Source organism: Kitasatospora sp. NPDC090308, from assembly GCF_044769485.1.
GTDB classification, from domain to species: Bacteria; Actinomycetota; Actinomycetes; order Streptomycetales; family Streptomycetaceae; genus Kitasatospora; species Kitasatospora fiedleri.
On sequence record NZ_JBIVXY010000005.1, the window covers coordinates 485685 to 507938 of the forward strand.

17 protein-coding genes, 5 tRNA genes and 1 pseudogene are annotated in these 22254 nt (G+C 75.7%); 9 read left to right on the forward strand and 14 right to left on the reverse strand.

Going from position 1 to position 22254, the window contains the following annotated elements; all coding sequences use genetic code 11:
• Positions 1–22 precede the first annotated feature (22 nt).
• From ACIQVD_RS15420 to ACIQVD_RS15430, 3 genes are all read right to left on the reverse strand, one after another.
• Entirely contained in the window at positions 23–868 is an 846-nt protein-coding gene (locus tag ACIQVD_RS15420) for a GNAT family N-acetyltransferase (protein WP_402289359.1), read from the reverse strand.
• 217 nt (positions 869–1085) lie between these two features.
• Positions 1086–1904, reverse strand: a complete 819-nt coding sequence (locus ACIQVD_RS15425) for an aminotransferase class IV (protein ID WP_402289362.1) — start codon at positions 1902–1904, stop codon at positions 1086–1088.
• Between the two features lie 23 nt (positions 1905–1927).
• Positions 1928–2986, reverse strand: coding sequence for a chorismate-binding protein (locus tag ACIQVD_RS15430; RefSeq protein ID WP_400689600.1), 1059 nt, complete (start codon positions 2984–2986; stop codon positions 1928–1930).
• 287 nt (positions 2987–3273) lie between these two features.
• Here ACIQVD_RS15430 and ACIQVD_RS15435 point away from each other — a divergent pair.
• The 5 genes from ACIQVD_RS15435 (at position 3274) to ACIQVD_RS15455 (ending at position 3801) form a co-directional block, all read left to right on the forward strand.
• Positions 3274–3346 (forward strand) — tRNA-Gly (locus tag ACIQVD_RS15435).
• 57 nt (positions 3347–3403) lie between these two features.
• A tRNA-Cys gene (locus tag ACIQVD_RS15440) sits at positions 3404–3474 on the forward strand.
• Positions 3475–3513: 39 nt separating this feature from the next.
• Positions 3514–3585, forward strand: a tRNA-Val gene (locus tag ACIQVD_RS15445).
• Positions 3586–3619: 34 nt separating this feature from the next.
• Positions 3620–3691: transfer RNA gene (locus ACIQVD_RS15450), tRNA-Val, on the forward strand.
• 35 nt (positions 3692–3726) lie between these two features.
• Positions 3727–3801 (forward strand) — tRNA-Val (locus ACIQVD_RS15455).
• Positions 3802–4045: 244 nt separating this feature from the next.
• Here the strand turns inward: ACIQVD_RS15455 and ACIQVD_RS15460 are convergent.
• Positions 4046–4222 carry a hypothetical protein gene (locus ACIQVD_RS15460; RefSeq protein WP_159073016.1) on the reverse strand — a complete coding sequence of 59 codons (177 nt, stop codon included), beginning with the start codon at positions 4220–4222 and terminating at the stop codon, positions 4046–4048.
• 589 nt (positions 4223–4811) lie between these two features.
• On the opposite strand from ACIQVD_RS15460, the pseudogene ACIQVD_RS15465 reads away from it, so the two are divergent.
• A pseudogene (locus tag ACIQVD_RS15465) lies at positions 4812–6251 on the forward strand (protein kinase); the annotation flags it as partial.
• Positions 6252–6795: 544 nt separating this feature from the next.
• On the opposite strand, the gene ACIQVD_RS15470 reads toward ACIQVD_RS15465, so the two are convergent.
• Positions 6796–8310 carry a hypothetical protein gene (locus ACIQVD_RS15470; protein WP_402289366.1) on the reverse strand — a complete coding sequence of 505 codons (1515 nt, stop codon included), beginning with the start codon at positions 8308–8310 and terminating at the stop codon, positions 6796–6798.
• Between the two features lie 83 nt (positions 8311–8393).
• Here ACIQVD_RS15470 and ACIQVD_RS15475 point away from each other — a divergent pair, with 83 nt between their 5' ends.
• The gene (locus tag ACIQVD_RS15475) at positions 8394–8951 is read left to right on the forward strand and encodes a hypothetical protein (RefSeq protein ID WP_400689610.1); all 558 of its coding nucleotides are present in this window, start codon (positions 8394–8396) and stop codon (positions 8949–8951) included.
• Positions 8952–9058: 107 nt separating this feature from the next.
• Positions 9059–9433 (forward strand): hypothetical protein, encoded by a 375-nt coding sequence (locus tag ACIQVD_RS15480; protein ID WP_282205093.1) that lies wholly within the window; start codon positions 9059–9061, stop codon positions 9431–9433.
• A gap of 15 nt (positions 9434–9448) precedes the next feature.
• Here ACIQVD_RS15480 and ACIQVD_RS15485 read toward each other — a convergent pair whose 3' ends face one another.
• The gene (locus ACIQVD_RS15485) at positions 9449–10252 is read right to left on the reverse strand and encodes an RNA methyltransferase (protein ID WP_111556491.1); all 804 of its coding nucleotides are present in this window, start codon (positions 10250–10252) and stop codon (positions 9449–9451) included.
• A gap of 102 nt (positions 10253–10354) precedes the next feature.
• The gene (locus tag ACIQVD_RS15490; protein WP_400689615.1) at positions 10355–10831 is read right to left on the reverse strand and encodes a MarR family winged helix-turn-helix transcriptional regulator; all 477 of its coding nucleotides are present in this window, start codon (positions 10829–10831) and stop codon (positions 10355–10357) included.
• A gap of 57 nt (positions 10832–10888) precedes the next feature.
• Here ACIQVD_RS15490 and ACIQVD_RS15495 point away from each other — a divergent pair, with 57 nt between their 5' ends.
• The gene (locus ACIQVD_RS15495; RefSeq protein WP_400689618.1) at positions 10889–11449 is read left to right on the forward strand and encodes a DUF6790 family protein; all 561 of its coding nucleotides are present in this window, start codon (positions 10889–10891) and stop codon (positions 11447–11449) included.
• Positions 11450–11553: 104 nt separating this feature from the next.
• Here ACIQVD_RS15495 and cobA read toward each other — a convergent pair whose 3' ends face one another.
• The 7 genes from cobA to ACIQVD_RS15530 form a co-directional block, all read right to left on the reverse strand.
• A complete protein-coding gene (gene cobA, locus ACIQVD_RS15500) occupies positions 11554–12792 on the reverse strand; it encodes a uroporphyrinogen-III C-methyltransferase (RefSeq protein WP_402289372.1) in 1239 nt (412 codons plus the stop codon).
• Between the two features lie 237 nt (positions 12793–13029).
• Positions 13030–16710: a nicotinate-nucleotide--dimethylbenzimidazole phosphoribosyltransferase gene (cobT, locus tag ACIQVD_RS15505; RefSeq protein ID WP_402289375.1), complete on the reverse strand. Its 3681-nt coding sequence runs from the start codon at positions 16708–16710 to the stop codon at positions 13030–13032.
• 425 nt (positions 16711–17135) lie between these two features.
• Positions 17136–18374 (reverse strand): precorrin-6y C5,15-methyltransferase (decarboxylating) subunit CbiE, encoded by a 1239-nt coding sequence (gene cbiE / locus ACIQVD_RS15510; protein WP_402289378.1) that lies wholly within the window; start codon positions 18372–18374, stop codon positions 17136–17138.
• Between the two features lie 203 nt (positions 18375–18577).
• Positions 18578–19204 (reverse strand): GNAT family N-acetyltransferase, encoded by a 627-nt coding sequence (locus ACIQVD_RS15515; RefSeq protein ID WP_402289381.1) that lies wholly within the window; start codon positions 19202–19204, stop codon positions 18578–18580.
• A gap of 168 nt (positions 19205–19372) precedes the next feature.
• On the reverse strand, positions 19373–20209 hold the full coding sequence (locus ACIQVD_RS15520; RefSeq protein ID WP_100835316.1) for a MetQ/NlpA family ABC transporter substrate-binding protein: 837 nt from the start codon (positions 20207–20209) through the stop codon (positions 19373–19375).
• Between the two features lie 79 nt (positions 20210–20288).
• Positions 20289–21029, reverse strand: a complete 741-nt coding sequence (locus ACIQVD_RS15525) for a methionine ABC transporter permease (protein ID WP_402289385.1) — start codon at positions 21027–21029, stop codon at positions 20289–20291.
• A complete protein-coding gene (locus tag ACIQVD_RS15530) occupies positions 21026–22051 on the reverse strand; it encodes a methionine ABC transporter ATP-binding protein (RefSeq protein WP_400689637.1) in 1026 nt (341 codons plus the stop codon). Before ACIQVD_RS15530 ends, ACIQVD_RS15525 begins: the two co-directional genes overlap by 4 nt.
• Between the last annotated feature and the right edge of the window lie 203 nt (positions 22052–22254).

A 22254-nucleotide genomic window follows, 5' to 3' on the forward strand; every position in this document is an offset into this window, starting at 1 on the left:
CGGTCCGTGGGGGCGGGGGCGGTCAGAGCAGGGGTTTGCTGAGCACGTGCCGGGTGGTCCGGTAGCCGAGCGACTCGTAGAGCCCGATCGCCACCGCGTTGTCACGGAACACGTTCAGGCCGAGGTGGCGGACCCCGGCCCGCAGGCACTCGCGTTCGGCGATGCGCATCAGGGCGCGGCCGTGGCCCCGGCCGCGGTGCTCGGCGGCGACCTCGACCAGCATCACCCAGGCGAGCGGGCTGCCGTCGGGCAGCCGGTCCTGGTGGAGGGTGACCCAGATCGTGCCGAGGACGCGGCCGTCGGCGTCCAGCAGGCGGCGCAGCACGGTGCCGACGGTGGAGAGGCCGACCGGGAGGGCCCGGCGGTGGTCGCCCTCGGCGCGGACGGTGGCCTCGTCAGGGTCGAGACCGGCGGAGATCAGGTCCTGGCGGTAGCCGGCGATGGCGGCCTCCTGCCAGACCGGGTACTCCTCGGGGGTCATCGGACGGTCCGTCAACCCGCTTGTCTGCGGCGGGACTTGGTCGAGGTCCTTGCCGAGGTTGCGCATCCGCTCGGTGTAGCCGAGGGCGTGCGCGAGGTGCAGGGCGACGGGGGCCCCGGCCGGGACGATGACCTGGGCCCGGACGCACCCCCAGGACCGGAGCACCTCCTCGGCGGCCAGCACCGCGACGGTCGCCCGCCCGCGGCGGCGGTCCGCCTCGGCGACCTCCAGCTCGCAGACCTCCCCCGGGTACCGCCCGCTGCGGGCCCACGCGTTGGTCCGCAGGCCCCCCGCCCGCCGCCCGTTCACCATGATGTGCCAGCGCTGCGTCCGCCCGCCGCCGACACCCGCCTCCTCGGGCCCGTCGGGCCGCAACGTGGTGGTCATGCCGTCTCCCTTTCCCGCCCCTGCCGCTCTTCTACCCCGCCACCCGCCCTCGGGCCGGCCACTGACTCACACCGGGTCGCGGTCCCGCCCGGCACGCTCCGCGAAGACCTCCATCGCCTTGCGGGTCACCGGCCCCACGCCCGGCAGCTCGCGACCGCCGACGCGGACCGACCGCACTCCCCCACCCCGCCTCGGCCCCGGCGCAGCCCGTCCCCACTCACACCGGGTCACGGTCCCGCCCCGCGCGCTCCGCGAAGACCTCCACCGCCTTACGGGTCACCGGCCCCACGCCCGGCAGCTCGCGGTCGTCGATGCGGGTGACGGCCTGGACGTCGCGGAGGGTGGAGGTCAGGAAGACCTCTTCGGCCCGGGTGAGGGCGTCGAGGGGGACGTCGGTCTCTTCGGCGCCGGTCCAGTCGAGGACGAGCTGGCGGGTGATGCCGGCCAGGCAGCCGGAGGCGAGGGTGGGGGTGAGGAGGCGGCCGTCGAGGACGAGGAAGACGTTGGAGCCGGTGCCTTCGCAGAGCCGGCCGGCAGTGTTGGCGAGGAGGGCCTCGCTGGCGCCGGCGCGGTGGGCGGCGGCGAGGGCGATGACGTTCTCGGCGTAGGAGGTGGTCTTGAGTCCGGCGACGGCGGAGTGCTCGTTGCGGCGCCAGGGGACGGTGACGACCGCGGTGGTGTCGGGGCGGGGCGTGGCGCTGCCGAGGGCGACGATCAGGCTGGGGCCCGCGGTGCCGCGTTCGGAGCCGAGCGGCGAGGTGCCGCCGGTGTAGGTGATGCGCAGGCGGCCGAGCGGCAGCGGCTTGGCGGCGAGGACGGCGGCGCAGGCCTCGCGGACCAGGTCGTGGTCGGGGTCGGGCAGGCCGAGGCCGCGGGCGGAGCGGGTGAGGCGGTCGAGGTGCCGGGTGGGGGCGAAGAGTTCGCCGTGCTCGGCCTTGACCGTTTCGAAGACGCCGTCGCCGACGGTGAGTCCGTGGTCGAGGACGGAGAGTGCGGCGTCGTCCTCGGCGGTGAGGTGTCCGTTGACCCAGATCATCGGCGTGGTGCTCCTTGCGGGGATCAGTCGGGGGTGCCGGTGGAGGCTATCGCTACCAGCCGGGCGGCTTTGAGTTCGGTCTCCTGCCACTCGCGGTCGGGGTCGGAGTCCCAGGTGATTCCGGCGCCGGTGCCGAACCGGAGGACGGGGGCGCCGGTCGGGGGGCGTTCGATCCAGAAGGTGCGGATGCCGACGGCGAGTTCGGCTTCGCCGCGGTCGGCGTCGACCCAGCCGACGGCGCCGCAGTAGGGGCCGCGGGGGGCGGTCTCCAGGGCGTGGATGATCCGCAGGGCGCTGCTCTTGGGGGCGCCGGTGACGGAGCCGGGCGGGAAGGTGGCGGCGAACAGCTCGGCCCAGCCGGCGTCGGGGCGCAGGGTGCCCTCGACGGTGGAGACCAGGTGGACCAGGCCGGGGTGCTTCTCGACGGCGCACAGGTCGGGGACGGTGACGGTGCCGGTCTCGCAGACCCGGCCGAGGTCGTTGCGGACCAGGTCGACGATCATCACGTTCTCGGCGTGGTCCTTGTCGAGCAGGTCGGCCTCGGTGCGGCCGGTGCCCTTGATCGGGCCGGAGAGGACGGTGCGGCCGCGGCGGGCGAGGTAGAGCTCGGGCGAGGCGGTGGCGATCTCGACGCCGTGCTCGGGGAGGCGGATCGTTCCGGCGTGGGGGGCGGGGTTGTGGGCGGCGAGCAGGCCGGTGAGGGCGTCGATGTCGGTGCGCGCGGGGTCGGGCAGCGGGGCGCTCAACACCCGGCAGAGGTTGGCCTGGTAGACCTCGCCGGCGGCGATGTGCTCGCGGATGCGGCGGACTCCGGCCCGGTAGGCGTCGGCGTCGAGGGAGCTGCGCCAGGACGCGGGGGCGGGGCCGTGCCAGCGGTCGGTGGCGGGCGGGGCCGGGTCGGGGCGGACGTCGGCGAACCGGGCGCAGGTGAGCCTGCCCTCGAAGTCGTGGACGACGGCCCAGAATCCGCCGCGTTCGAGGGCGGCCGGGTCGTGGGTGACTTCGCGCAGGCCGGTGGCGAGCCGGCCGGCGAAGCGGGCCATCGGCTGCTCGGGGCTGAGGGGTGCGGTGCGGCGGGACACGGTTCTCCTGCGCGGATTTCGGTGCTGCCCGCCGCCGGTGCCGAGGCTGTCGCGGCGCCGGTCCGCGCGGGCGCGGGACAGGTCCCGGGGGATCGCCCCGGTACCGGAAAGTCTAGGTCGGGGGCCCGGGAAGGCGTCGGGGGCGGGCCGGACGGTTCGACGTGCGGCAGCCACCCCCGCGCCACGCTGCGGGAACGGATTTTTCAGCTGGGCCGGGAATCCGCTAGAGTTCAACACGTCGCCAGGGAGCGCCGCCGGGAAAACCGGGGAAGCCCCCGGGCCGACAGGCGGACGTGGCTCAGTTGGTAGAGCATCACCTTGCCAAGGTGAGGGTCGCGAGTTCGAATCTCGTCGTCCGCTCGACGGAGAACGGGTAAGATCGTTCTTCGGGAGTTCAGAAGTTCAGAAGTGTTGCCTGGTGGAGTGGCCGAGAGGCGAGGCAACGGCCTGCAAAGCCGTGTACACGGGTTCAAATCCCGTCTCCACCTCCGAGAGGTGTCGTCCGGTCTCGACCGGGCGCCCTCCCCGCGCGATTAGCTCAGCGGGAGAGCACTACCTTGACACGGTAGGGGTCACTGGTTCAATCCCAGTATCGCGCACTGGTCTTCGGATCCCGGTCCTTCGGATCGACCCGCGCGATTAGCTCAGCGGGAGAGCACTACCTTGACACGGTAGGGGTCACTGGTTCAATCCCAGTATCGCGCACTCAGGCTTCCCAGCAGGGGATTCCTGGCGCACCCGCGCGATTAGCTCAGCGGGAGAGCACTACCTTGACACGGTAGGGGTCACTGGTTCAATCCCAGTATCGCGCACCACGGTTGAGAGCCGCAGTCCGGTCCGGACTGCGGCTCTCGGCGTTTCCGGAACGGGCGGCGGGCGGCGGGCGGCGGGCGGCGGGCGGCGCACGACGAACGACGGTGGCCGGGAACGGCACGCCCTCACCGACGTGTCGTTCCCGGCCACCGGGTGGGCCGGAGCTTGCAGCCTGTGCCACTCACTGGTCCGTCCACGACCGTGAGGGCGGCTCCGGCCGGCGAAGACCCCTACCCCATGAGGGGGTCAGCGCCCGATCAGGTCGGCGACCGCCCGGGTCTGGGTCGCCAGTTGGTCCCACGCGCCGAACAGGGCCAGCAGCAGGACGGCGCAGGGCAGGACGATGGCGAGGGCGACGGCCGGGTGCCGGGTCTCCGTGGCGGGGAGGTGGCGGCGGCGAAGGGCTCTGCTGAGCGGTGCCATGGTGTGCTGGGCTCCTGCCGGGCTGGGTGCTGCGGGTCGGTTCGGACGGGGCGGTGCGGGTGGTGCGGTCCTGGCAGCGGGGGCGGTTCCTCGGGGGACGAGCGGCCCGCCCTCGCTGTGAACAACCGTATGCGGCAAGGCCGTCGAGGGTCGTCATGCCCGCGCACGGTTCCGATCGCCTCCGCTGGGATGAGGCGCGGCGCGGCGGCGTACTCCTGGAGGCGGAGACCGGGGGTGCGGGTACCCCTAGACCGCCCCGGGGGTGCCCCCTGGGGGGTGGCCCGGCCGGGGCCGGGAGCCGGGTTCCGGCGTGGCCCTGACCGGGTCCTGACGGGGGGTGGGCGGCGGGTGCGGCGGCGGTTCGGGTGCGGTTCGGGTGCGGATCGCCGCCGGTGGCGGGCGGGGTCGGGGCGGTCGGGGATCGCACGCACGCTACCGATCCGACAATCCGACCGGCGGTTCGCGTGTTGCGTGTCGACGCGGGGCCGGTACCTGTCCGTAAGCTGTCCCGAGACAGTTGTCTGACGATGCCCCACATCCGACGGGGCCTCACCCCACAGGCTGACGGAACGGGAACGGGTACGGGCAGATGGCAATGATGCGGTTGAGGCGTGAGGACCCCCGCATCGTCGGCCCGTACCGGCTGCACCGGCGGCTGGGCGCCGGCGGGATGGGCGTGGTGTACCTCGGCTCCGACCGCAAGGGGCAGCGGGTCGCGCTGAAGCTGATCCGCGCCGAGCTGGCCGAGGACGCCGAGTTCCGCACCCGGTTCGCCCGGGAGATCGCCGCCGCCTCGCGGATCCGCGGCGGCTGCACGGCCCGGGTGGTCGGCTCCGACATCGAGACCGAGCGGCCCTGGCTGGCCACCGCGTACGTGCCCGGGCCTTCGCTGTACAAGCAGGTCTCCGAGGAGGGGACGCTGGCCTGGCCGGACGCCGCCCGGATCGGCTCGGCGCTGGCCGACGGGCTGGTGAAGGTGCACGAGGCCGGGGTGGTGCACCGCGACCTGAAGCCCTCGAACATCCTGCTCTCCCCCAAGGGCCCGCGGATCATCGACTTCGGCATCGCCTGGTCGCGCGGCGCCTCCACGCTCACCCACGTCGGCACCGCGGTCGGCTCGCCCGGCTTCCTGGCGCCCGAGCAGGTGCGCGGCGCGGCCGTCACCCCCGCCACCGACGTGTTCGCCTTCGGGGCGACGCTGGCGTTCGCGCTGACCGGCGAGTCGCCGTTCGGGTCGGGCGCCTCCTCCGAGGTGATGCTGTACCGGGTGGTGCACGAGGAGCCCGACCTGAGCGGCGTCCCGCCGGTGCTGGCCCCGCTGGTGCGCGCCTGCCTGGCCAAGGAGCCGTCCGAGCGCCCGCCGGCCGCCGCGCTGCACGAGCGCCTCAGCGAGCTCGCGGCGCGCGGCGGCGGCCGGGCCGGACGCGCCGCCGCCCGCCCCGACGAGGTGCGCGCCCCGGCCGCGCCGCCCGCCGACGGCCCCGCGGAGGGCGCTCCCCCGCCCCGCCGGGCGGGTGCCGGCCCGGTACCGGGGGCGGCCCGGCGGCCGGACGGACGGCCCGAGGGCGCGCGCGGCACGGCGGGCGGACGCGGTACGGCGGGCGGGCGTCCCGAGGCGGTGCGCGGTACGGCCGGGGGCGGCGGGCGTCCGGTGGCGAAGGCGGACGGCGCGGCCGGGCCCGGCGGGCGGGCGGTGGCCACGCCCGCGATGCCCCGGCAGGACGCGGCCCGTCCGGACGGGCGCGGCCCGGGGGCGCGGCGACCGGTCCGGGACGGCGACACCGTCCGGGAGCGCCGCCCCGCGACCGGCCCCGGCCGCACCCCCGCGCCGGGCCGGGACCGCACTCCCCCGCCCGGGCGCGCCCCGCACACCCTGGGCGGGCGCCCGACGCCGCGTCAACGGCTGCTGCGGCAGCGGCTGGTGGTGTTCGTGACGGTCACCCTGGGCGTGGCGCTGGCCATCGCCGTCGCGCAGGGCTGCCAGAACCGCGAGGCGCAGGGCCTGGGCCCGCAGCCCGCCGGCGTGGTGACCGGGGGGCCGGCCGCGCCGAGCGCCGGGACGACGACGCTGTCCGTGGACGGCGCGAACGCCGGGCACAGCGACACCGGGCTCGCCCCGTCCTTCGGCACCCAGCCGCAGGTCGACTGGCCCAACCTGAGCTACCCGGACCCGTCCGGCGGCCCGGCGATCCGGCTGCACGACGGCCGCTCCACCGAGAACGGCCCGCCGATCTCGCTCTCCGCGGTGCTGCCCGCCCGCTACCGGGACGCCCAGGCCGCGCTGGTGGTGCTGCGCCGGCTGGAGGGCTCGGTGCCGGTCGACCTGGTCCAGCTGTACGGCTTCACCGGCGGCTCCCCCGTGCTGCTGGCCGACCGGGCCTCGGCCGCCAACCCGGAGGCGGGGGCGGTGTGGCGGGTGGAGAACGGCGCACTGATCCGCGAGGAGCGGGTCGACCGGACGGGCGCGGTCTCCTCCACCCGGTACACCGTCCGCCCGGACGGCGGCCTGGAGGAGTCCTGGCCGGGCTCGGGCGTCTCGGGCTCGGCGGACTGACCGGGCCGCCCGGCGGGCGTCACAGCCCGGCGGCGTCCAGCAGGGCGCGCATCTCCGCGACCGGGAGGGCCGGATGGGCGGCGGCGGACGCGGCGACGTACCCGGACGGGTCAGCGAGCAGCGCGCGCAGGGTGGCCGGGTGCAGGCGCGGGTGGCTCGCGGCGGCGTGGCGGACGTCCGGGTCGGGGTCGGCGGCGAGGCGCTCCAGGACGGCGGCGGGCAGGTCGGGGTCGCGGAGGGCGAGCAGGCGCATCCGGGGGACGGGGTCGTCGGCCAGCCGACGCAGCGTCCCGACGGGCAGCGGGTAGGAGTCGGCGGGGCGCCAACGCATCCGCTTGCGGGGGCGGTGTTCGCGGTCGAGGCGTTCGGCGGTGACCGGGTCGATGGGGTCGGGGCTGCTGGCGGCGGCGGCCAGCGCGACCTCGTTGTCGGGGTCGGCGAGCAGCCGGGCGCGGGTCTCGGCGGGCAGGTCGGGTGAGGCGGCGGCGCGGCGGAAGACGGGGTAGGGCGAGTCGAGGTGCGGCAGCGGGTCGGCGGTGACCCAGGGCAGGCGCATCATCCAGAGTTCGGTGCCGACCGCGAAGTGGGCGAACTCGTGCTCGATGGCGGTCTCCTCGTCCTCGTCCTGGCCGGACGGTTCGTACGGTCCGGTGAGCCAGGCGTACAGGGCGGCGCGGTCGGCGTCGGGGGTGTCGGGGCGGGCGAAGACGGCGAGGCGGACCAGGGCGAAGGGGTCGGTGGCGAGGCGGTCGCGGACCGCGGCGGGCAGGTCGGGGTGGGCGGCGAGGGCGTGGCGGACGTCCGGGTCGGGGTCGGCGGCAAGGCGGGCGGGGTCGGCGGCGGCCAGGTCGGCGTGCGGGACGGCCCCGGCCCGGGTGAGCGGGTCGGCGAGCAGGGCGGGGACGAGGTCGGCGGGCGGGACGGGGTGCGGCAGGTGGCGGAAGTACCGGGCGCAAGCGGCGGCGCGGACGCTGTCCTCGGGGTCGGTGAGCAGGGTGCGGCGGACGGGTTCGGGCGCGGTGGTCCAGTACTGGCCGAGGGCGGCGCGGACGTCCGGGTCGGGGTCGTGGGCGAGGCGGGCGCGCAGGTCGGCGGGGGTGCGGTCGGACTCGGCGAGTTTCTGGCGCACCTCGGGTGCAGGGTCGGCGGCGAGCCGTTCGAACAGCTCGCGCTCGTCGGCGGCGGCGGAGACGACCAGGGCGGCCCGGACGTCCGGATCGGGGTGGCCGGCGAGGCGGTGGCGCACGTGCTCCGGCAGGTGCCGGTTGAGGGCGGTGCCGTGCGCGTCCCGTTCGATCAGCGCGTCGAGCTGCGGCTCGGTCAGGTCGGGACGGCGAAAGAGCTGGTGGGGCGGGTACGGGTCGGCGATCAGGCGGTCGAGCAGGTCAGCGGGCAGGGCGGGGTTCTCGGACAGGCCGGTCAGGATCTCGGGCCGGGGGCTGAGCACGTGCGGTGGTCTCCTTCCGGGGGTGTCCGACCCCGCCACCCCGGTGTGCGGGACGGTCGCGGCCCGCCGGGGCGGCGGGGTCGGCATGGCCGGGACGCTACCGGACGGTGGCGGGGCGGGGGCCGGGAGGTGGTGACGGCTTGTCAGTACGGGGCGGCAGCATGTGCCGCATGATGTGGACGACCGACGCGATGCACGTCGCGTACTGCCAGTACTTCCTGTACGGGCCGGAGCTGCCGGACGGCTGGGACGCGCACGCGCTGGACCGGCTGTTCCACGGGAACGGGGTGGCCTCGGGCTGCCCGGACCACCTGACGGTGCTGTGCGGGACGCACACCGGGCTGATCCGGCTGGGGGTGGAGCGCTGCGCGCGGCGGCCGGCGGAGCCGGGGCCGGAGTGGGAGAGCGCGGTGGAGCTGTCGCTGCACAGCAGTGGCGAGCTGCGGCTGCGGGCCTGGGACGGGGTGGACGTCGAGGGTCCGGGGAACCTGGCGCACGCCGGGCCCGGCTGGTACCGGGTGCGGGTGCAGACCCGCGGCCGGGACCGGGGGCGGGAGGCCGACACCGCGGCCCGCCCGGTCGAGGAGCACCGGCTGACGCTGTGGCCCGCTCCCCCGTCGCCGGAGCTGGTCCTGCGGGTCGGCGACCTGACCGGCCGCCGCCACCACGACCCGCGGCGGCCGGCGCCGCAGCCGATCCGTCCGCCGTCGGCGCGCCGGGCGGCGTGACGGGGCGGGGCGGGGCGGCCGGTCGGGGCGGCGGCCACCGGATAATGGTGCCGACCGTGCGCCGGGTCGGCGGCGGGGCGGAGCGAGTCGGGAGAGGTGCGGGAGCGATGGCCCTGGTGGAGGGTGAGCGCGTCAGGCTGCTGGCGGACCTGGCGTTGGGCGGGGCGTCCGCCGGGGAGGACGGCCCGTCGGTCGGTCTCCTGCTGCTGGGCGCGGGTGTCGAGGGGACCGTCGTGCGGGTCACCGGGGAGCTGCCGCCGCCGGAGGAGGTCCGTGAGTACGAGCGGCTGCGAGCCCTGTTCGAGGACTACGGGCACACCGTGCCCGCGGAGAGCCTGCGCCGGCTGGAGGCGCAGCTGGCCGAACTGGAGCCGCACTGGCGGGAGTTCCGGGCGCGGGGCCCGCGCTCGTCGGTCCGGGTCCGGTTCGACAACGGCTTCGTGCTGGAGGACGCGGACGCGGAGGTGTTCGCCGCCTGCTGAGCGCGGGCCGTCCGGTCAGCCGTGGTTGACGGCGTAGAAGGCGATCGCGGCGGCTGCGCCGACGTTCAGCGAGTCGATGCCGTGCGCCATCGGGATCCGCACCCGCTGGTCGGCGGCGGCGAGGGCCTTCGGGGTCAGGCCGTCGCCCTCGGCGCCGAGCATCAGCGCGGCCTTCGGGAGCAGGTGCGGGCGGGCCGCGGTGAAGTCCTCCGCGCCGGAGGGGGTCAGCGCCAGCAGCTCGAACCCGGCCGCCCGGACGGCGTCGAGCGCGGCCGGCCACGGGTCGAGCCGGGCGTAGGGGACGGAGAACACCGCGCCCATCGAGGTCTTGACGGCCCGCCGGTACAGCGGGTCGGCGCAGTCCGGGGAGAGCAGCACCGCGTCCATGCCGAGCGCGGCCGAGGAGCGGAAGATCGCGCCGAGGTTGGTGTGGTCGACCAGCCCCTCCAGGACGGCGACCCGGCGGGCGCCCGCGAGCACCTGCGCGGCGGCGGGCAGCGGCTTGCGCTCCATCGAGGCGAGCGCGCCCCGGTGCACGTGGTAGCCGGTGACCCGCTCGGCGAGCACCGGGTCGACCAGGTGGACGGGGGCGTCCGTCCCCGCGATCACGTCCTGCATGACGCCCAGCCACTTGGCGGTGAGCAGCATCGACCGCATCCGGAACCCGGCGGCCAGCGCCCGGCGGATCACCTTCTCGCCCTCGGCGATGAACAGCCCCTCGGCGGGCTCGCGGCGGCGGCGCAGCTCGACGTCGGTCAGGTCGGTGTAGTCGCTCAGCCGGGGGTCGGCGGCGTCGGTGACGGTCAGTGGCTCGGACACCGGACGATTTTCGCACGTCGCGGGGGTGGGAGAGGTCCGGTGATCCGCGGGTGCGGGGCGGGACGGGACGCCCGCCCCGCGGTGGTCGCGTGCGGCTCCGGCTCACTCCGGTCCGGGTGCGCCGTCCGCTCGCCGGGCGCCGGGCGCGCGGCGCGGCGGCGGGGCGGGGGTGAGCAGGTCGGCCAGCCGGTGGGTGTCCGCGAGGTACCGCTCGTAGGGGAAGCCGGCCGCCAGGAGGGCGGTGCGGAACTCCTCCTCCAGCGGTTTGCCCTCGTCCAGGAAGGCGGCCTGGCCGGCCGGGGTGAGGGTGACCAGGCGGCGGCGCCGGTGGGCGGGATCGACGTCGACCGCGACGTAGCCCGCCGCCTCCAGCGGGCGCAGGGCGCGACTGACAGCGGGGTCGGAGAGGGCCAGGGCCTCGGCGAGCCGGTGCTGGGTGGCGGGCTGGATCTCCTCCAGGGTGCCCAGCAGCCGCAGTTGGCTGGTCGAGAGGCGCTGGTCGGGGCCGGAGCGGCGGCGGGCCGCGTCGCCCATCAGCATGACCACGCGGTAGAGGAGTTCTGCGAGTCCTTCGTCCATGGGTCCATCCTACCGAACACTTGCAGGGTTAATATTAACCATGCAACACTCGAAGGCATGGACACTCTCCCGTACGCCGTTCGCACCGCGTTCCCGCTCCTCTTCCTGCTGGTGCCCGCCCTCGGGGCGCTGCTGAGCAGCCGCCGGCACCCGGACCGGCCGGCGGCGGAGGTCTGGCAGCGCTGGTGGGCCGTCGGCGCCCTGGGCTTCGGCAGCCTCTGGGTCGCGGTCGCGTTCCTGATCGCCCCGTCGGGCATGGCCGACGCCATCGGGTTCGCGCACTCGCCGTTCCAGTTCGAGATCGCCTGCGCGAACGTCGGCTTCGCCCTGCTGGGCTTCCGCGCCGCGTCCGCCTCCGCCCGCGAGCGACTCACCTGCGGGCTGGCGGCGGCGGCGTTCCTGTGGGGCGCGGCGGCCGGCCACCTCTACCAGTGGTTCGCCCACGGCGACCACGCCGCCGGGAACACCGGCGGCATCCTGGCCAACGACCTCCTGATCCCCGCCGTGATGATCGCCCTGGCCGCCCGGGACCTCCGCCGCGCCGCCCGCACCGCCACCGGCCCGGCCCGCACCGCCCGCCCCGTGCACCGGGCCGCCCGGCTCCGGACGCACGACTGACACGACCGGCCCGACCCGCCCGACCGGCACGACCGGCACGAGGAAGGGGAGCGGCCGTCCCGTCGGACGGCCGCTCCCCTTTCCTCCCGCTCCCGCCCGGCGGGCTACTCGCCCAGGACGCCGACCACCTCGCCGATCACGATCACCGCCGGGGGCTTGATGCCCTCGGCGGTGACGGTCCCGCCGATGGTGGCGAGGGTGGCGTCGACGCGGCGCTGGCCGGCGGTGGTGCCCTCCTGGACGACGGCGACCGGGGTGTCGGCGGCGCGGCCGTGGGCGAGGAGTTCGGCGGCGATCGCGCCGATCTTGTCGACGGCCATCAGCAGGACCAGGGTGCCGGTCATCCCCGCGACGGCCTCCCAGTTGGTGAGGGAGCGCTCGCCGGGGCCGACGTGGCCGGAGATGACGGTGAACTCGTGGGTGAGGCCGCGGTGGGTGACCGGGATGCCGGCCGCCGCGGGGACGCTGATCGAGGAGGAGATGCCGGGGACGACCGTGACCGGGACGCCCGCCTCGACGCAGGCGAGCAGCTCCTCGCCGCCGCGGCCGAAGACGTACGGGTCGCCGCCCTTGAGCCGGACCACGAACTTGCCGGCCTTGGCGTGCTCGATCAGGGTGCGGTTGATCGCCTCCTGGGCCATGTAGCGGCCGTAGGGGATCTTGGAGGCGTCGATCACCTCGACGTGCGGGGGCAGTTCGGCGAGCAGTTCGCGCGGGGCGAGCCGGTCGGCGACGACCACGTCGGCGTCGGCGAGCAGGCGGCGGCCCCGGACGGTGATCAGGTCCGGGTCGCCAGGTCCGCCGCCGACCAGGGCGACGCCCGCGTCCCGGGCGCGGTACTGGCGGGCGGCGAGGGAGCCGTCGCGCAGGCCGGCCACGATGGAGTCGCGCAGGGCCGCGGAGTGCCGGGGGTCGCCGGTGAGGACCGCGACGGTCGCGCCGGAGTCGTGGCCGGAGGCGGGCGTCCAGGCGGTGGCGGCGGAGGCGTCGTCGCTGCGGGAGCAGAACACCCGCAGCCGCTCGGCCTCGGCGGAGACGGCGGTGTTGACGGCCGGGTCGTCGGTGGCGACCAGCGCGTACCAGGTGTCGGCGAGGTCGCCGTCCGCGTACGGGCGCCGGTGCCAGGTCAGCTCGCCGGCGTCGGCCATCGCGGAGACGGCGGGGGTGGTGGCCGGGGATATCAGGTGGATCTCGGCGCCGGCCGCGATCAGCGCGGGCAGCCGGCGCTGGGCGACCTGTCCGCCGCCGACGACCACGACGCGGCGGCCGGTGAGCAGCAGCCCGACGGGGTACGGGGTGAGGCCCCGGGTCGACGGGTGGGGGTGGGGGGTGGGCGCGGTCATGAGGGGGAGCTCCTGGGTGGGCGGCGGTGCTGGGGGGAGCCCCGTGCCGGCGCGCCCTTGAGCCGGTACGGGTTCGGTCCGATCGGTCCGGTCCGGCCGGTCCGGCCGGTCCGGTCGGTCGAAAGGACCGACCGACGCCGGATGCCGGGCGTCCGGTGCCCGGCGGGGTCGGCCGGACGGGGCCCGGGCGGGGCGGCCGCCCCCTCGCACGGCGGGGGCGGCCGGGGCCGGGCGGGGTCAGGCCTTCTCGGTGACTCCGGCGGAGTCGAAGGTGGCTACATCGTGCATCGCCCGGGCCGCGCTCTGCACCAGCGGGAGGGCCAGCAGGGCACCGGTGCCCTCGCCGAGCCGCAGGTCGAGGTCGATCAGCGGGCGCAGGCCGAGCTTGGCGAGCGCGGTCTGGTGGCCGGGCTCGGCGGAGCGGTGGCCCGCGATGCAGGCGGCCAGCACCTCGGGGGCGATGGCCTTGGCGACCAGGGCGGCCGAACCGGCGATCACGCCGTCCAGGATCACCGGGACGCGCAGCGAGGCCGCGCCGAGCAGGAACCCGGCGATCGCGGCGTGCTCCAGGCCGCCGACGGCCGACAGCACGCCGATCGGGTCGGCCGGATCCGGCTTGTGCAGGTCGAGGGCCTGCCGGATCACCTCGACCTTGCGGGCGTGGGTCTCGTCGTCGATGCCGGTGCCGCGGCCGGTGACCTCGGCCGGGTCGGTCTCGGTGAAGACCGAGATCAGCGCGGCGGAGGCGGTGGTGTTGGCGATGCCCATGTCGCCGGTGATCAGCACCTTGTTGCCGGCCGCGACCAGGTCGCGGGCGGTCTCGATGCCGACCTCGATCGCGCGCAGCGCCTCGTCGCGGCTCATCGCCGGGCCCTGCGTCATGTCGTCGGTACCGGGCTTGACCTTGCGCGGCAGCAGGCCGGTGGTGCGGCCCTGCTGGATGGCGTCCGGGAGTTCGGCGGCCACGCCGACGTCGACCACGCACACCTCGGTGCCGACCTGCGCGGCGAAGGAGTTGACCACCGCGCCGCCGGCCAGGAAGTTGCCGACCATCTGCGCGGTGACCTCCTGCGGCCACGGGGTGACGCCCTGGGCGTGCACGCCGTGGTCGCCCGCGAAGATCGCCACGCAGCCGGGCTCCGGGACCGGCGGCGGGCACTGCCGGGCCAGGCCGGACAGCTGGGCCGCGATCATCTCCAGCACGCCGAGCGAACCGGCGGGCTTGGTCATCCGCTTCTGCCGGTCCCACGCCTCGCCGAGCGCCTTGGCGTCCAGCGGGCGGATGCCGCGCAGGGTGTCGGACAGCAGGTCGTGCGGCTCCTCGCCGGGCAGCGCGCGGTTGCCGTACTGCTCCTCGTGCACCACCCAGGACAGCGGGCGCTTCTTCGCCCAGCCCTGCTGCTGCAGCTCCGGCTCGTCCGGGAAGGCGTCCACGTAGCCGACGCACAGGTAGGCGACGACCTCCAGGTGCTCGGGCAGGCCCAGCTCGCGGACCAGCTCCTCCTCGTCGAAGAAGCTCACCCAGCCGACGCCCAGGCCCTCGGCGCGGGCCGCCAGCCACAGGTTCTCCACGGCCAGCGCGGCCGAGTACGGGGCCATCTGCGGCTGGGTGTGCCGGCCCAGGGTGTGCCGGCCGCCGCGGGTGCGGTCGGCGGTCACCACGATGTTGACCGGCGTCTCCAGGATCGCCTCGATCTTGATTTCCTTGAACTGCTTCGCCCGGCCCTTGGGCAGCGAGTCCGCGTACGCCTCGCGCTGACGCTCCGCCAGCTCGTGCATCTTCCGGCGGGTCTTCGCGGAACGGATCACCACGAAGTCCCACGGCTGCGAGTAGCCGACGCTCGGCGCGGTGTGCGCCGCCTCCAGCACCCGGATCAGCACCTCGTGCGGGATCGCGTCCGACCGGAAGCCGTTGCGCACGTCGCGCCGCTCCCTGATCACCTGGTGCACGGCCTCCCGCCCGGCCTCGTCGTAACCCGGCGCGGCGGGCGGGCGCTCCCCTTCGGCGGCCTCGGACTCGGACTCGGACTCGGACTCGGTGACGGTCTCGACCTCGGCGGCTTCGGCTTCGACGTCGGCTCCGGCGGTCTCTTCGACGGCCGCGGGCTGCGGCTGCTCGGCCTGCTCCGGTTCGGCCTCCGGCCGGGGCGCGGGCTCGGCCTCGGACGCCGCGACCGGCTGGGCCGCCTGCTCGGCCACCGGCTCCACCGGCTGCTCGGCGGCGGCTTCGGCCTCGGGCTGCGGCTGGGTCTCCTCGGCGGGGGCCGCAACGGCGGTCTCGGCGACCGGCTCGGCCACCGGCTCCACCGGCTGCTCGGCGGCGGGGGTCGCGGTCTGCGCCTGCTCGGGGGCCGTGACGGCCGCGGGAGCCTCGGGGGCCTCGACCGCAGGCTGCTCGGCGACGGCCTCGGGCTGCGGCTCCGCGGCGGCCTGCGCGCCCTCGGGCTCCAGCAGCGGCAGACCGGCGGGCGCGGCGAGGAAGGCGGAGATCCGCCGGTGCGCACCCCGCCCGGACGACTTGCCCGCCGGAGCGGGGATCGGCTCCGCGGCGGCCTCGCCGCTCACCGTCTGCGCGGACGCGGCCTCGACGGGCCGCGCGGCCTCGGGCTCCACGGCGGGGGCCTGCGCGGGCTGCTCCGCCGCGACGGCCTCCGGCTGCTCGGCCGACGGCGCGTCGACCGCCGCAACGGCGGTCGGCTCAACGGCGGGCGGCTCAACGGCCACCGGCTCGGCGGCCACCTCCGGCTGCGGCTCGGACGGCGCGGGGGCCGCCTCGGCCACCACCGCCGCAGGTTCGACGGACTCGACGGGCTCGACGGTCTCGGCGGCGGGCACGGCGGCCGGCGGCTCGACCTGCTGGGCCGGTTCCACGAACACCGGTGCCAGGTTCGCGGCGGGCCCGGCCACGGGAGCCACGGGAGCCACGGAGCCCTCGACGGCCACCGGCTGCTCCACGACGGGTTCGGCGGCGGGCGCGGGAGCCTCGACGGCGACCGGCACCTCGGCCACCGGCTCGACCGCCACGGGCGGCTCGACGACCGGCGGGGCCACGGCCACCGGCTCGGCGACGACCGCCGCCGCGGCCTCCACCACCTGCGGCTGCACCGGCGCGGGCACCTGCACGGCCGGCGCGGGCTGCGGCTGTGCCTGCGGCGGCACCGGGGCCTGCGTCTGCACGGCGGCCTGCGTCTGCACGGCGGCCTGCTGCTGCACCGTTTCGGCGGTCAGCACCGGCACCCCGTACGCGGGCGTGCCGCCGGGGAAGGACGGGCCGCGGTCGGCGAGCGAGCGCACCGGGACGTGACCGGTCATCAGGGACGGGTCGGGGATCGGCGGCCCGGCGTGCAGCGGGCGGCGCGGCTGCGGCGGCGCCGGCTGCTGGACGGCGGCGGCCGGAGCCGGAGCCGGGGCCACGGGCTGGGCCTGCGCCTGCGCCTGCGGGGCACCGAGGTGCAGGGTGCCGCTGCCGACCCCCTCCGCGCCGGGCGCGGCCGGTGCGGAGGACGGCCCGGCGGCCGGTTCGACGGGCGGGGTGGCGGTGAGGACCGGGGGTTCGAGCGGCGGCCAGGACGGCGCGACGGGGGTACCGGGCGGCTGCTCACCCGCGACGAGCGGCTCGCCGAGCGGCGCGACGAGCGGCTCGGCCACCGGCTCCGCGGCCGGTTCGGCGGACTCGGCGGTGCCGTGCACGGCGTCGCCCCAGGCGGTCTGCGGGCCGGGCATCAGCAGGACGTCGTCCTCCTCGTCGCCGTCGGGCTGGTCGAGGAAGGTGTACGCGGGCCGCTGGTCGCCGTGCCAGGGCCCGGCGGGCGCGGCGGGCTGGAGGGGCGCGCCGAGGTGGTGCTCCGGGACGGGTCCGCCGGGCCCGGGTTCGGGCGCGAGGGGACCGGTACTGGGGGCGTGGCCGCCGTCGGTCATGTCAATGCTCCTTCCAGGCCGCTTGCGCGTCCTCGGCGGCTCCCCGAAGGCCCCGCCACTTCGCCGGGGCGGGGCCGCACCGACCCGTCCCTTACTCCACCGGCCGTCACCCGCACGGGTGGCGTGCCATCAGAAACAACGACGGCCCCGGGCAACCGGCACGACGGCGCGGCCGCTCCGGACCCTCACGGCATTCTTCCGGGCGGGTGCGCACCGCGTCGAATGCCCGCGAAGCGGGCCGTTCGGGTTGCAACGCGTCAAATCGGCGGTAACCGTGCCGGATCGGACACGGGACTGCCTCGACGGGTTGGTCCCCCGGGGAAACCCTACCGGCCGCGGCCGGGCCGATCTCGAAACCCTGTCCGGATGCGACGGGGATCACCGTACCGCCGGGGACGGACGCTCCGCGGGGGCGTCGGCGGAGGTCAGTCGTACGGTTCGCCCCAGATCAGCAGGGTGTAGTCGCCGCGTCCGAAGGAGGGTCCGCCGCCGGTGTCGGGTTCGGCGCGCAGGGGGGCGGACTGGAGCAGCAGGCCGTCGACGCGGTAGCCGGCGGCGTCCAGGATCTGGCGGGTCTCGGCGGCTTCGGCGAGGGTGCGGGCGACGGCGACCACCCGTTCGGGTTTACGGGCGGCGACGGCGCGGACCATGGCGGGGCCGCCGTGTTCGACGGCGACGGCGTCGGGTTCGGGGAGGGCGCCGAGCACGTCGGGGCCGGAGCCGGCGGCGGTCTCGACCTCGACGCCGGCCTTGCGGGCGTTGGCGGAGATCCGGGCGCAGTCGGCGGGTTCGGCCTCGACGGCGACCACGGCGGCGCCGAACCGGGCGGCCTCGACGGCGAGCGCGCCGTCCCCGGCGCCGACGGTCCACAGCAGGTCGCCCGGTGCGGGGGCGAGCCGGGCCAGGGCCAGCGCGCGGACGTGCGGCGGGAGTGCGCGGGGGCGCCGGGCGTCGGCGTCCGCTCCGGCGTACGCCCGGCTGGGGAGCGCCCAGCCGCGCTGCGGGCCGGGGTGGTCGAGCGGTCGGCCGGCCAGCCAGCCGGAGGCGGCCTCGGCGGGCGGGACGTTGCCGATGACCAGGACGACGGAGGGGTCGCGCCAGTCGTGGTCGGGGACGCGTTCGGAGGTGAGGACGGTGACGTCCTCCTCGGCGGTGCCGAGCGCCTCGCAGACCACGAAGGTGCGGGGGACGCCGCGGAGCATCAGGGCGAGTTCGCTGGGCCCGGCGCCACCGGTGGTGAGGACGGCGACCTTGGGGTGGGCGCGGCAGACGTTGGCGGCGCGGCGCAGCCGTCCGCCGTGGGCGGAGACCACCTGGGCGTCCTCCCAGGCCATTCCGGCCCGGGCGAAGGCGGTGGCCACCGAGGAGACGGCGGGCAGGACTTCGAGTTCGAGGCCGTACTCGGGGCGGCGCAGGGTGCGCACGACGCCGAAGAAGCCGGGGTCGCCCTCGGCGACGACGACGGCGGCGCCGCGGTGGTCGGCGATCTTCCGGGCGGCGGCCCGCAGGTCGGCGAGGCCGATGCGTTCGGCGCGTTCGGGGACGGGGAGGGCGGCGAGCTGGTAGCCCGCTCCGGCGACCAGGGTGGCTCCGGCGAGTGCGTCGGCGGCGCTCTGGGTCAAGGGGGTGCCGTCCCACCCGATGACCGTGATCCGGTCAGCCATCTGCGGCCGTTCTCCCTCGTGCCGTGTGTCCGCCCCTGGTGGGGTGCGCCGCGGGCGCTCCCTGCGCAGAGGCTACCGCCTGGCCGGGGTGGTGCGGAGCCGTGGCGCGCGCCGGGGGCGTGAACAACCGGAGCAGGGCCGGGAACGCGGTCGGGAACGCGGTCGGGGGCGGCCCGGGGTCCGGTGGTGGGTGCGGCCGGGTCTCAGCGGCGCAGGGCGTGGTGGCGGTCGTCGGGGTGAACGGGTTCGGGCAGGTCGAGGTCCTCGGGGAGCAGGCTCCACACGATCAGGTCGGTGTGCTCCTCGGGGCCCGGGCCCCACTCCCCGCCGCGGACTATCGCCGCGTTGCGCAGCACGCCCTCGCTGATCGCGCCGGTCTTCTGGGCGACCTGCTGGGCGGCGGTGTTGCCGGCGGCGGTGCGCAGTTCGAGGCGCTGGAAGCCGCGGTCCTCGAACAGCCACTGGGCGGTGCCGAGGACGGCCTCGGGCGCGTAGCCCTCGCCGCGGGCCCAGGGGGCGGTGACGAAGCGGACCTCGGTGGCGCGCAGGTGCCAGTCGGTGCGGTCGAGTTCGAGCAGGCCGACCAGCCGCTGGGTGAGGTGCTCGGTGACGGCGAAAACGATTCCGCGTCCCCGGGCGCGCCGTTCGGGGGCCTGACGGGCGATCAGCTCGTGCGCGTCGGACTCCCGGTAGGGGCGGGGGTGTCCGGTCCAGGTCTGGACGAGTTCGTCGTCGAGCATGGCGGCCAGTGCGGGGGCGTCCTGGTCCTCAAGGGCGCGCAGCAGCAGCCGTTCGGTGCTGATGGCTGTCTCGGGGAAGTTCGCAACCATGCCGTCTCTCCTCGCCGGGTCGTGGACACACCGTACGCCCCGCCCCTTCGTCGGGCGTGCCAGCGTACCCGCTCCGCACCTCACGGCTCGTCAGCACGGTGCCCCCGGCGGGGAGGCCGGGGGCACCGCGGGGAGGTCCGGCGGGGCCGGGCGGGGTCGGACGGGGGGTCAGAACGCCGGGATGACGGCGCCCTGGAAGTTGTCGTCGATGTACTTCTTCACCTCGTCGGAGTGCAGCAGCTCGGCGAGCTTCTGGACCCGCGGGTCGCTCTCGTGGCCCTTCTTGACGGCGAGGATGTTGGCGTAGGGGTTGCCCTCGGCCTTCTCCAGCACCAGCGCGTCGGTGGCGGGCTTGAGGTTGGCGCCCAGCGCGTAGTTGCCGTTGATGACGGCGGCGTCGACGTCGTCGAGGGAGCGCGGCAGCTGGGCCGCCTCCAGCTCCTTGAACTTGAGGTTCTTCGGGTTGCCGGTGACGTCCTGGACGGTGGCGGTGGTGCCGGCGCCGTCCTTGAGGGTGATGACGTTGTTGTCGGCGAGCAGCTTGAGCGCCCGGCCCTCGTTGGTGGCGTCGCTGGGGACGGCGACCTGGGCGCCGTCCTTGAGCTCGGTGATGCTCTTGACCTTCTTGGAGTAGACGCCGAGCGGCTCCAGGTGGACGGTCTCGACCGACACGACGTCCGTGCCGTTCTTCTTGTTGAAGTCGTCGAGGTAGGGCTGGTGCTGGAAGTAGTTCGCGTCCGCGGAGCCGTCCTGGACCGAGGTGTTGGGGGTCACGTAGTCGCTGACCTCCTTGATGTCCAGCTTGAGGCCGGCCTTGGCCGCCAGGTTGTCCTGCACGAACTTGAGGATCTGCGCGTGCGGGGTGGGGCTGGCGGCGACCACCAGGGGCTTGTTCGGGTCGGCGGAGGCGCCGGAGCCGGAGGAGTCCGAGGAGCAGGCGGCCAGGGTGAGCGCGAGGCCGGCGGCGGTGGCGGTCAGGGCGGTGGTCTTCAGGACGTTACGCACGAAAAGTGCCTTTCTGCGGGATGCGAACGGCCCTGGTGGGGCCGGGAACCCGTCCCTCGGCTTCGGCGAGGGCGGGAAGTCAGTGCGAGGAGAGCAGGTCTTCCTCGGTGTCCTTCGGCTCGGCACCGGCGGAGCGGAAGAAGCCGAGCGGGCTGCGGTAGTCGCCGCGGTGCGAGAGCCGGCGGGCGGCGAGGTCGCCGAGCAGCTGGATCACGGTGACGATGACCACGAGTTCGGCGACGATGACCCACATGAAGGTGGTCTCGAAGCGCTGGTAGCCGTAGCGGATGGCGAGGTCGCCGAGTCCGCCGCCGCCGACCGCGCCGGCCATCGCGGAGTAGCCGATCAGCGCGATCACCGTGGTGGTGGCGGAGGCGACCAGCGCGGGCAGCGCCTCGGGCAGCAGGGTCTTGCGGACGATGGAGCCGGTGCCGGCGCCCATCGACTTGAGCGCCTCGACCAGCCCGCCGTCCACCTCGCGGACGGAGGTCTCCACCAGCCGGGCGAAGAACGGGACGGCGCCGATCGCGAGCGGGACGCTGGCGGCCTGCCAGCCGAGCGTGGTGCCCGCGATCGCCCGGGTGAGCGGGATCACCGCGACGATCAGGATGACGAACGGGATGGAGCGCCCGACGTTGACGACCGCGCCGAGCACCCGGCTGACGGCCAGGTTCTGCAGCAGGCCGCCCTTGTCGGTGAGCACCAGCAGCAGCCCGATCGGCAGGCCGATCAGCAGGCTGGCGAGCCCGGCGATGCCGACCATGCCGAAGGTCTCCCAGGTGGCGGGCCACATCAGTTCCTGCATCTGGTCCCAGGTCATGCCGCCGCTCCGTTCGACAGGTCGAGGACGTCCACCTGGAGTCCCTGTTGGCGCAGGTAGCCGATCGGCACCACGTTGTCGGTGTGGCTGCCGGGCAGTTCGACCCGCATCCGGCCGACCAGGCGGCCGGCGATGGTCTCGACGGCCGCGCCGAGGATGTTGATGTCGATCTGGTAGGTGCGGGCCAGCTGGGAGACGAACGGCTGGGCGGGCGCGTCGCCCTGGAAGGTGATCTCCAGGACGGTGCGCTCCGGGTCCCGGGTGCCGAAGTCGCCGAGCGGGAAGAGGTCCCGGGCGATCCGGGAGCGGCCGTCGGCGAGCAGGTCGGTGAGCCGGCCGCTCTCGACGACCCTGCCGCCGCGCATCAGGGCGGCGGAGTCGCAGACCGACTTGATGACGTCCATCTCGTGGGTGATCAGCAGGACGGTCAGGCCGAGCTGCTGGTTGAGCTCGCGCAGCAGCTTGAGGATCGAGCGGGTGGTCTCCGGGTCGAGGGCGCTGGTGGCCTCGTCGGAGAGCAGCACCTTGGGGTCGCCGGCCAGGGCGCGGGCGATGCCGACGCGCTGCTTCTGGCCGCCGGAGAGCTGGGCGGGGTACTGGCGGGCCTTGTCGGCGAGGCCGACCAGGTCGAGCAGTTCGGCGGCCTTGCGGCGGCGCTCGCGCCGGTCCAGGCCGATGATCTCCAGCGGGAGTTCGACGTTCTGCTGGACGGTGCGCGAGGAGAGCAGGTTGAAGTGCTGGAAGACCATGCCGATCCGCTGCCGGGCCTCCCGCAGCTCGCGCCCGGCGCGCTCCCGGCCGCCGGAGAGCGCGGTCAGCTCCACGCCGTCGACGGTGACGGTGCCGGAGCTGGGCCGCTCCAGCAGGTTGACGCACCGGATCAGGGTGGACTTGCCGGCGCCGCTGGTGCCGACGACGCCGAACACCTCGCCCTGCCGCACGTGCAGGTCGACGTCGTCCAGTGCCCGGACCTCGCGGCCGCCGGAGCGGTAGACCTTGGTCAGGCCCTTGGTGGTGATCACAGCTGCTTCCGTTGTTCGTCGGCGGACGGTCGGCGGACGGCCGCGGGGGCGTCCGCGCCGATGGCGGGATGGGCACGCGGGTGCCCGGGAAGAGTGGGCTGCCGGCTTCGTTCCGATCATGTCCGCCGGTCGGGCGGGCCGCCCGTGGGCGTGGCCCTAACGAGTCATCAGCGGACGGGGTGTCAGCGGGCGCCGGGCGGTGG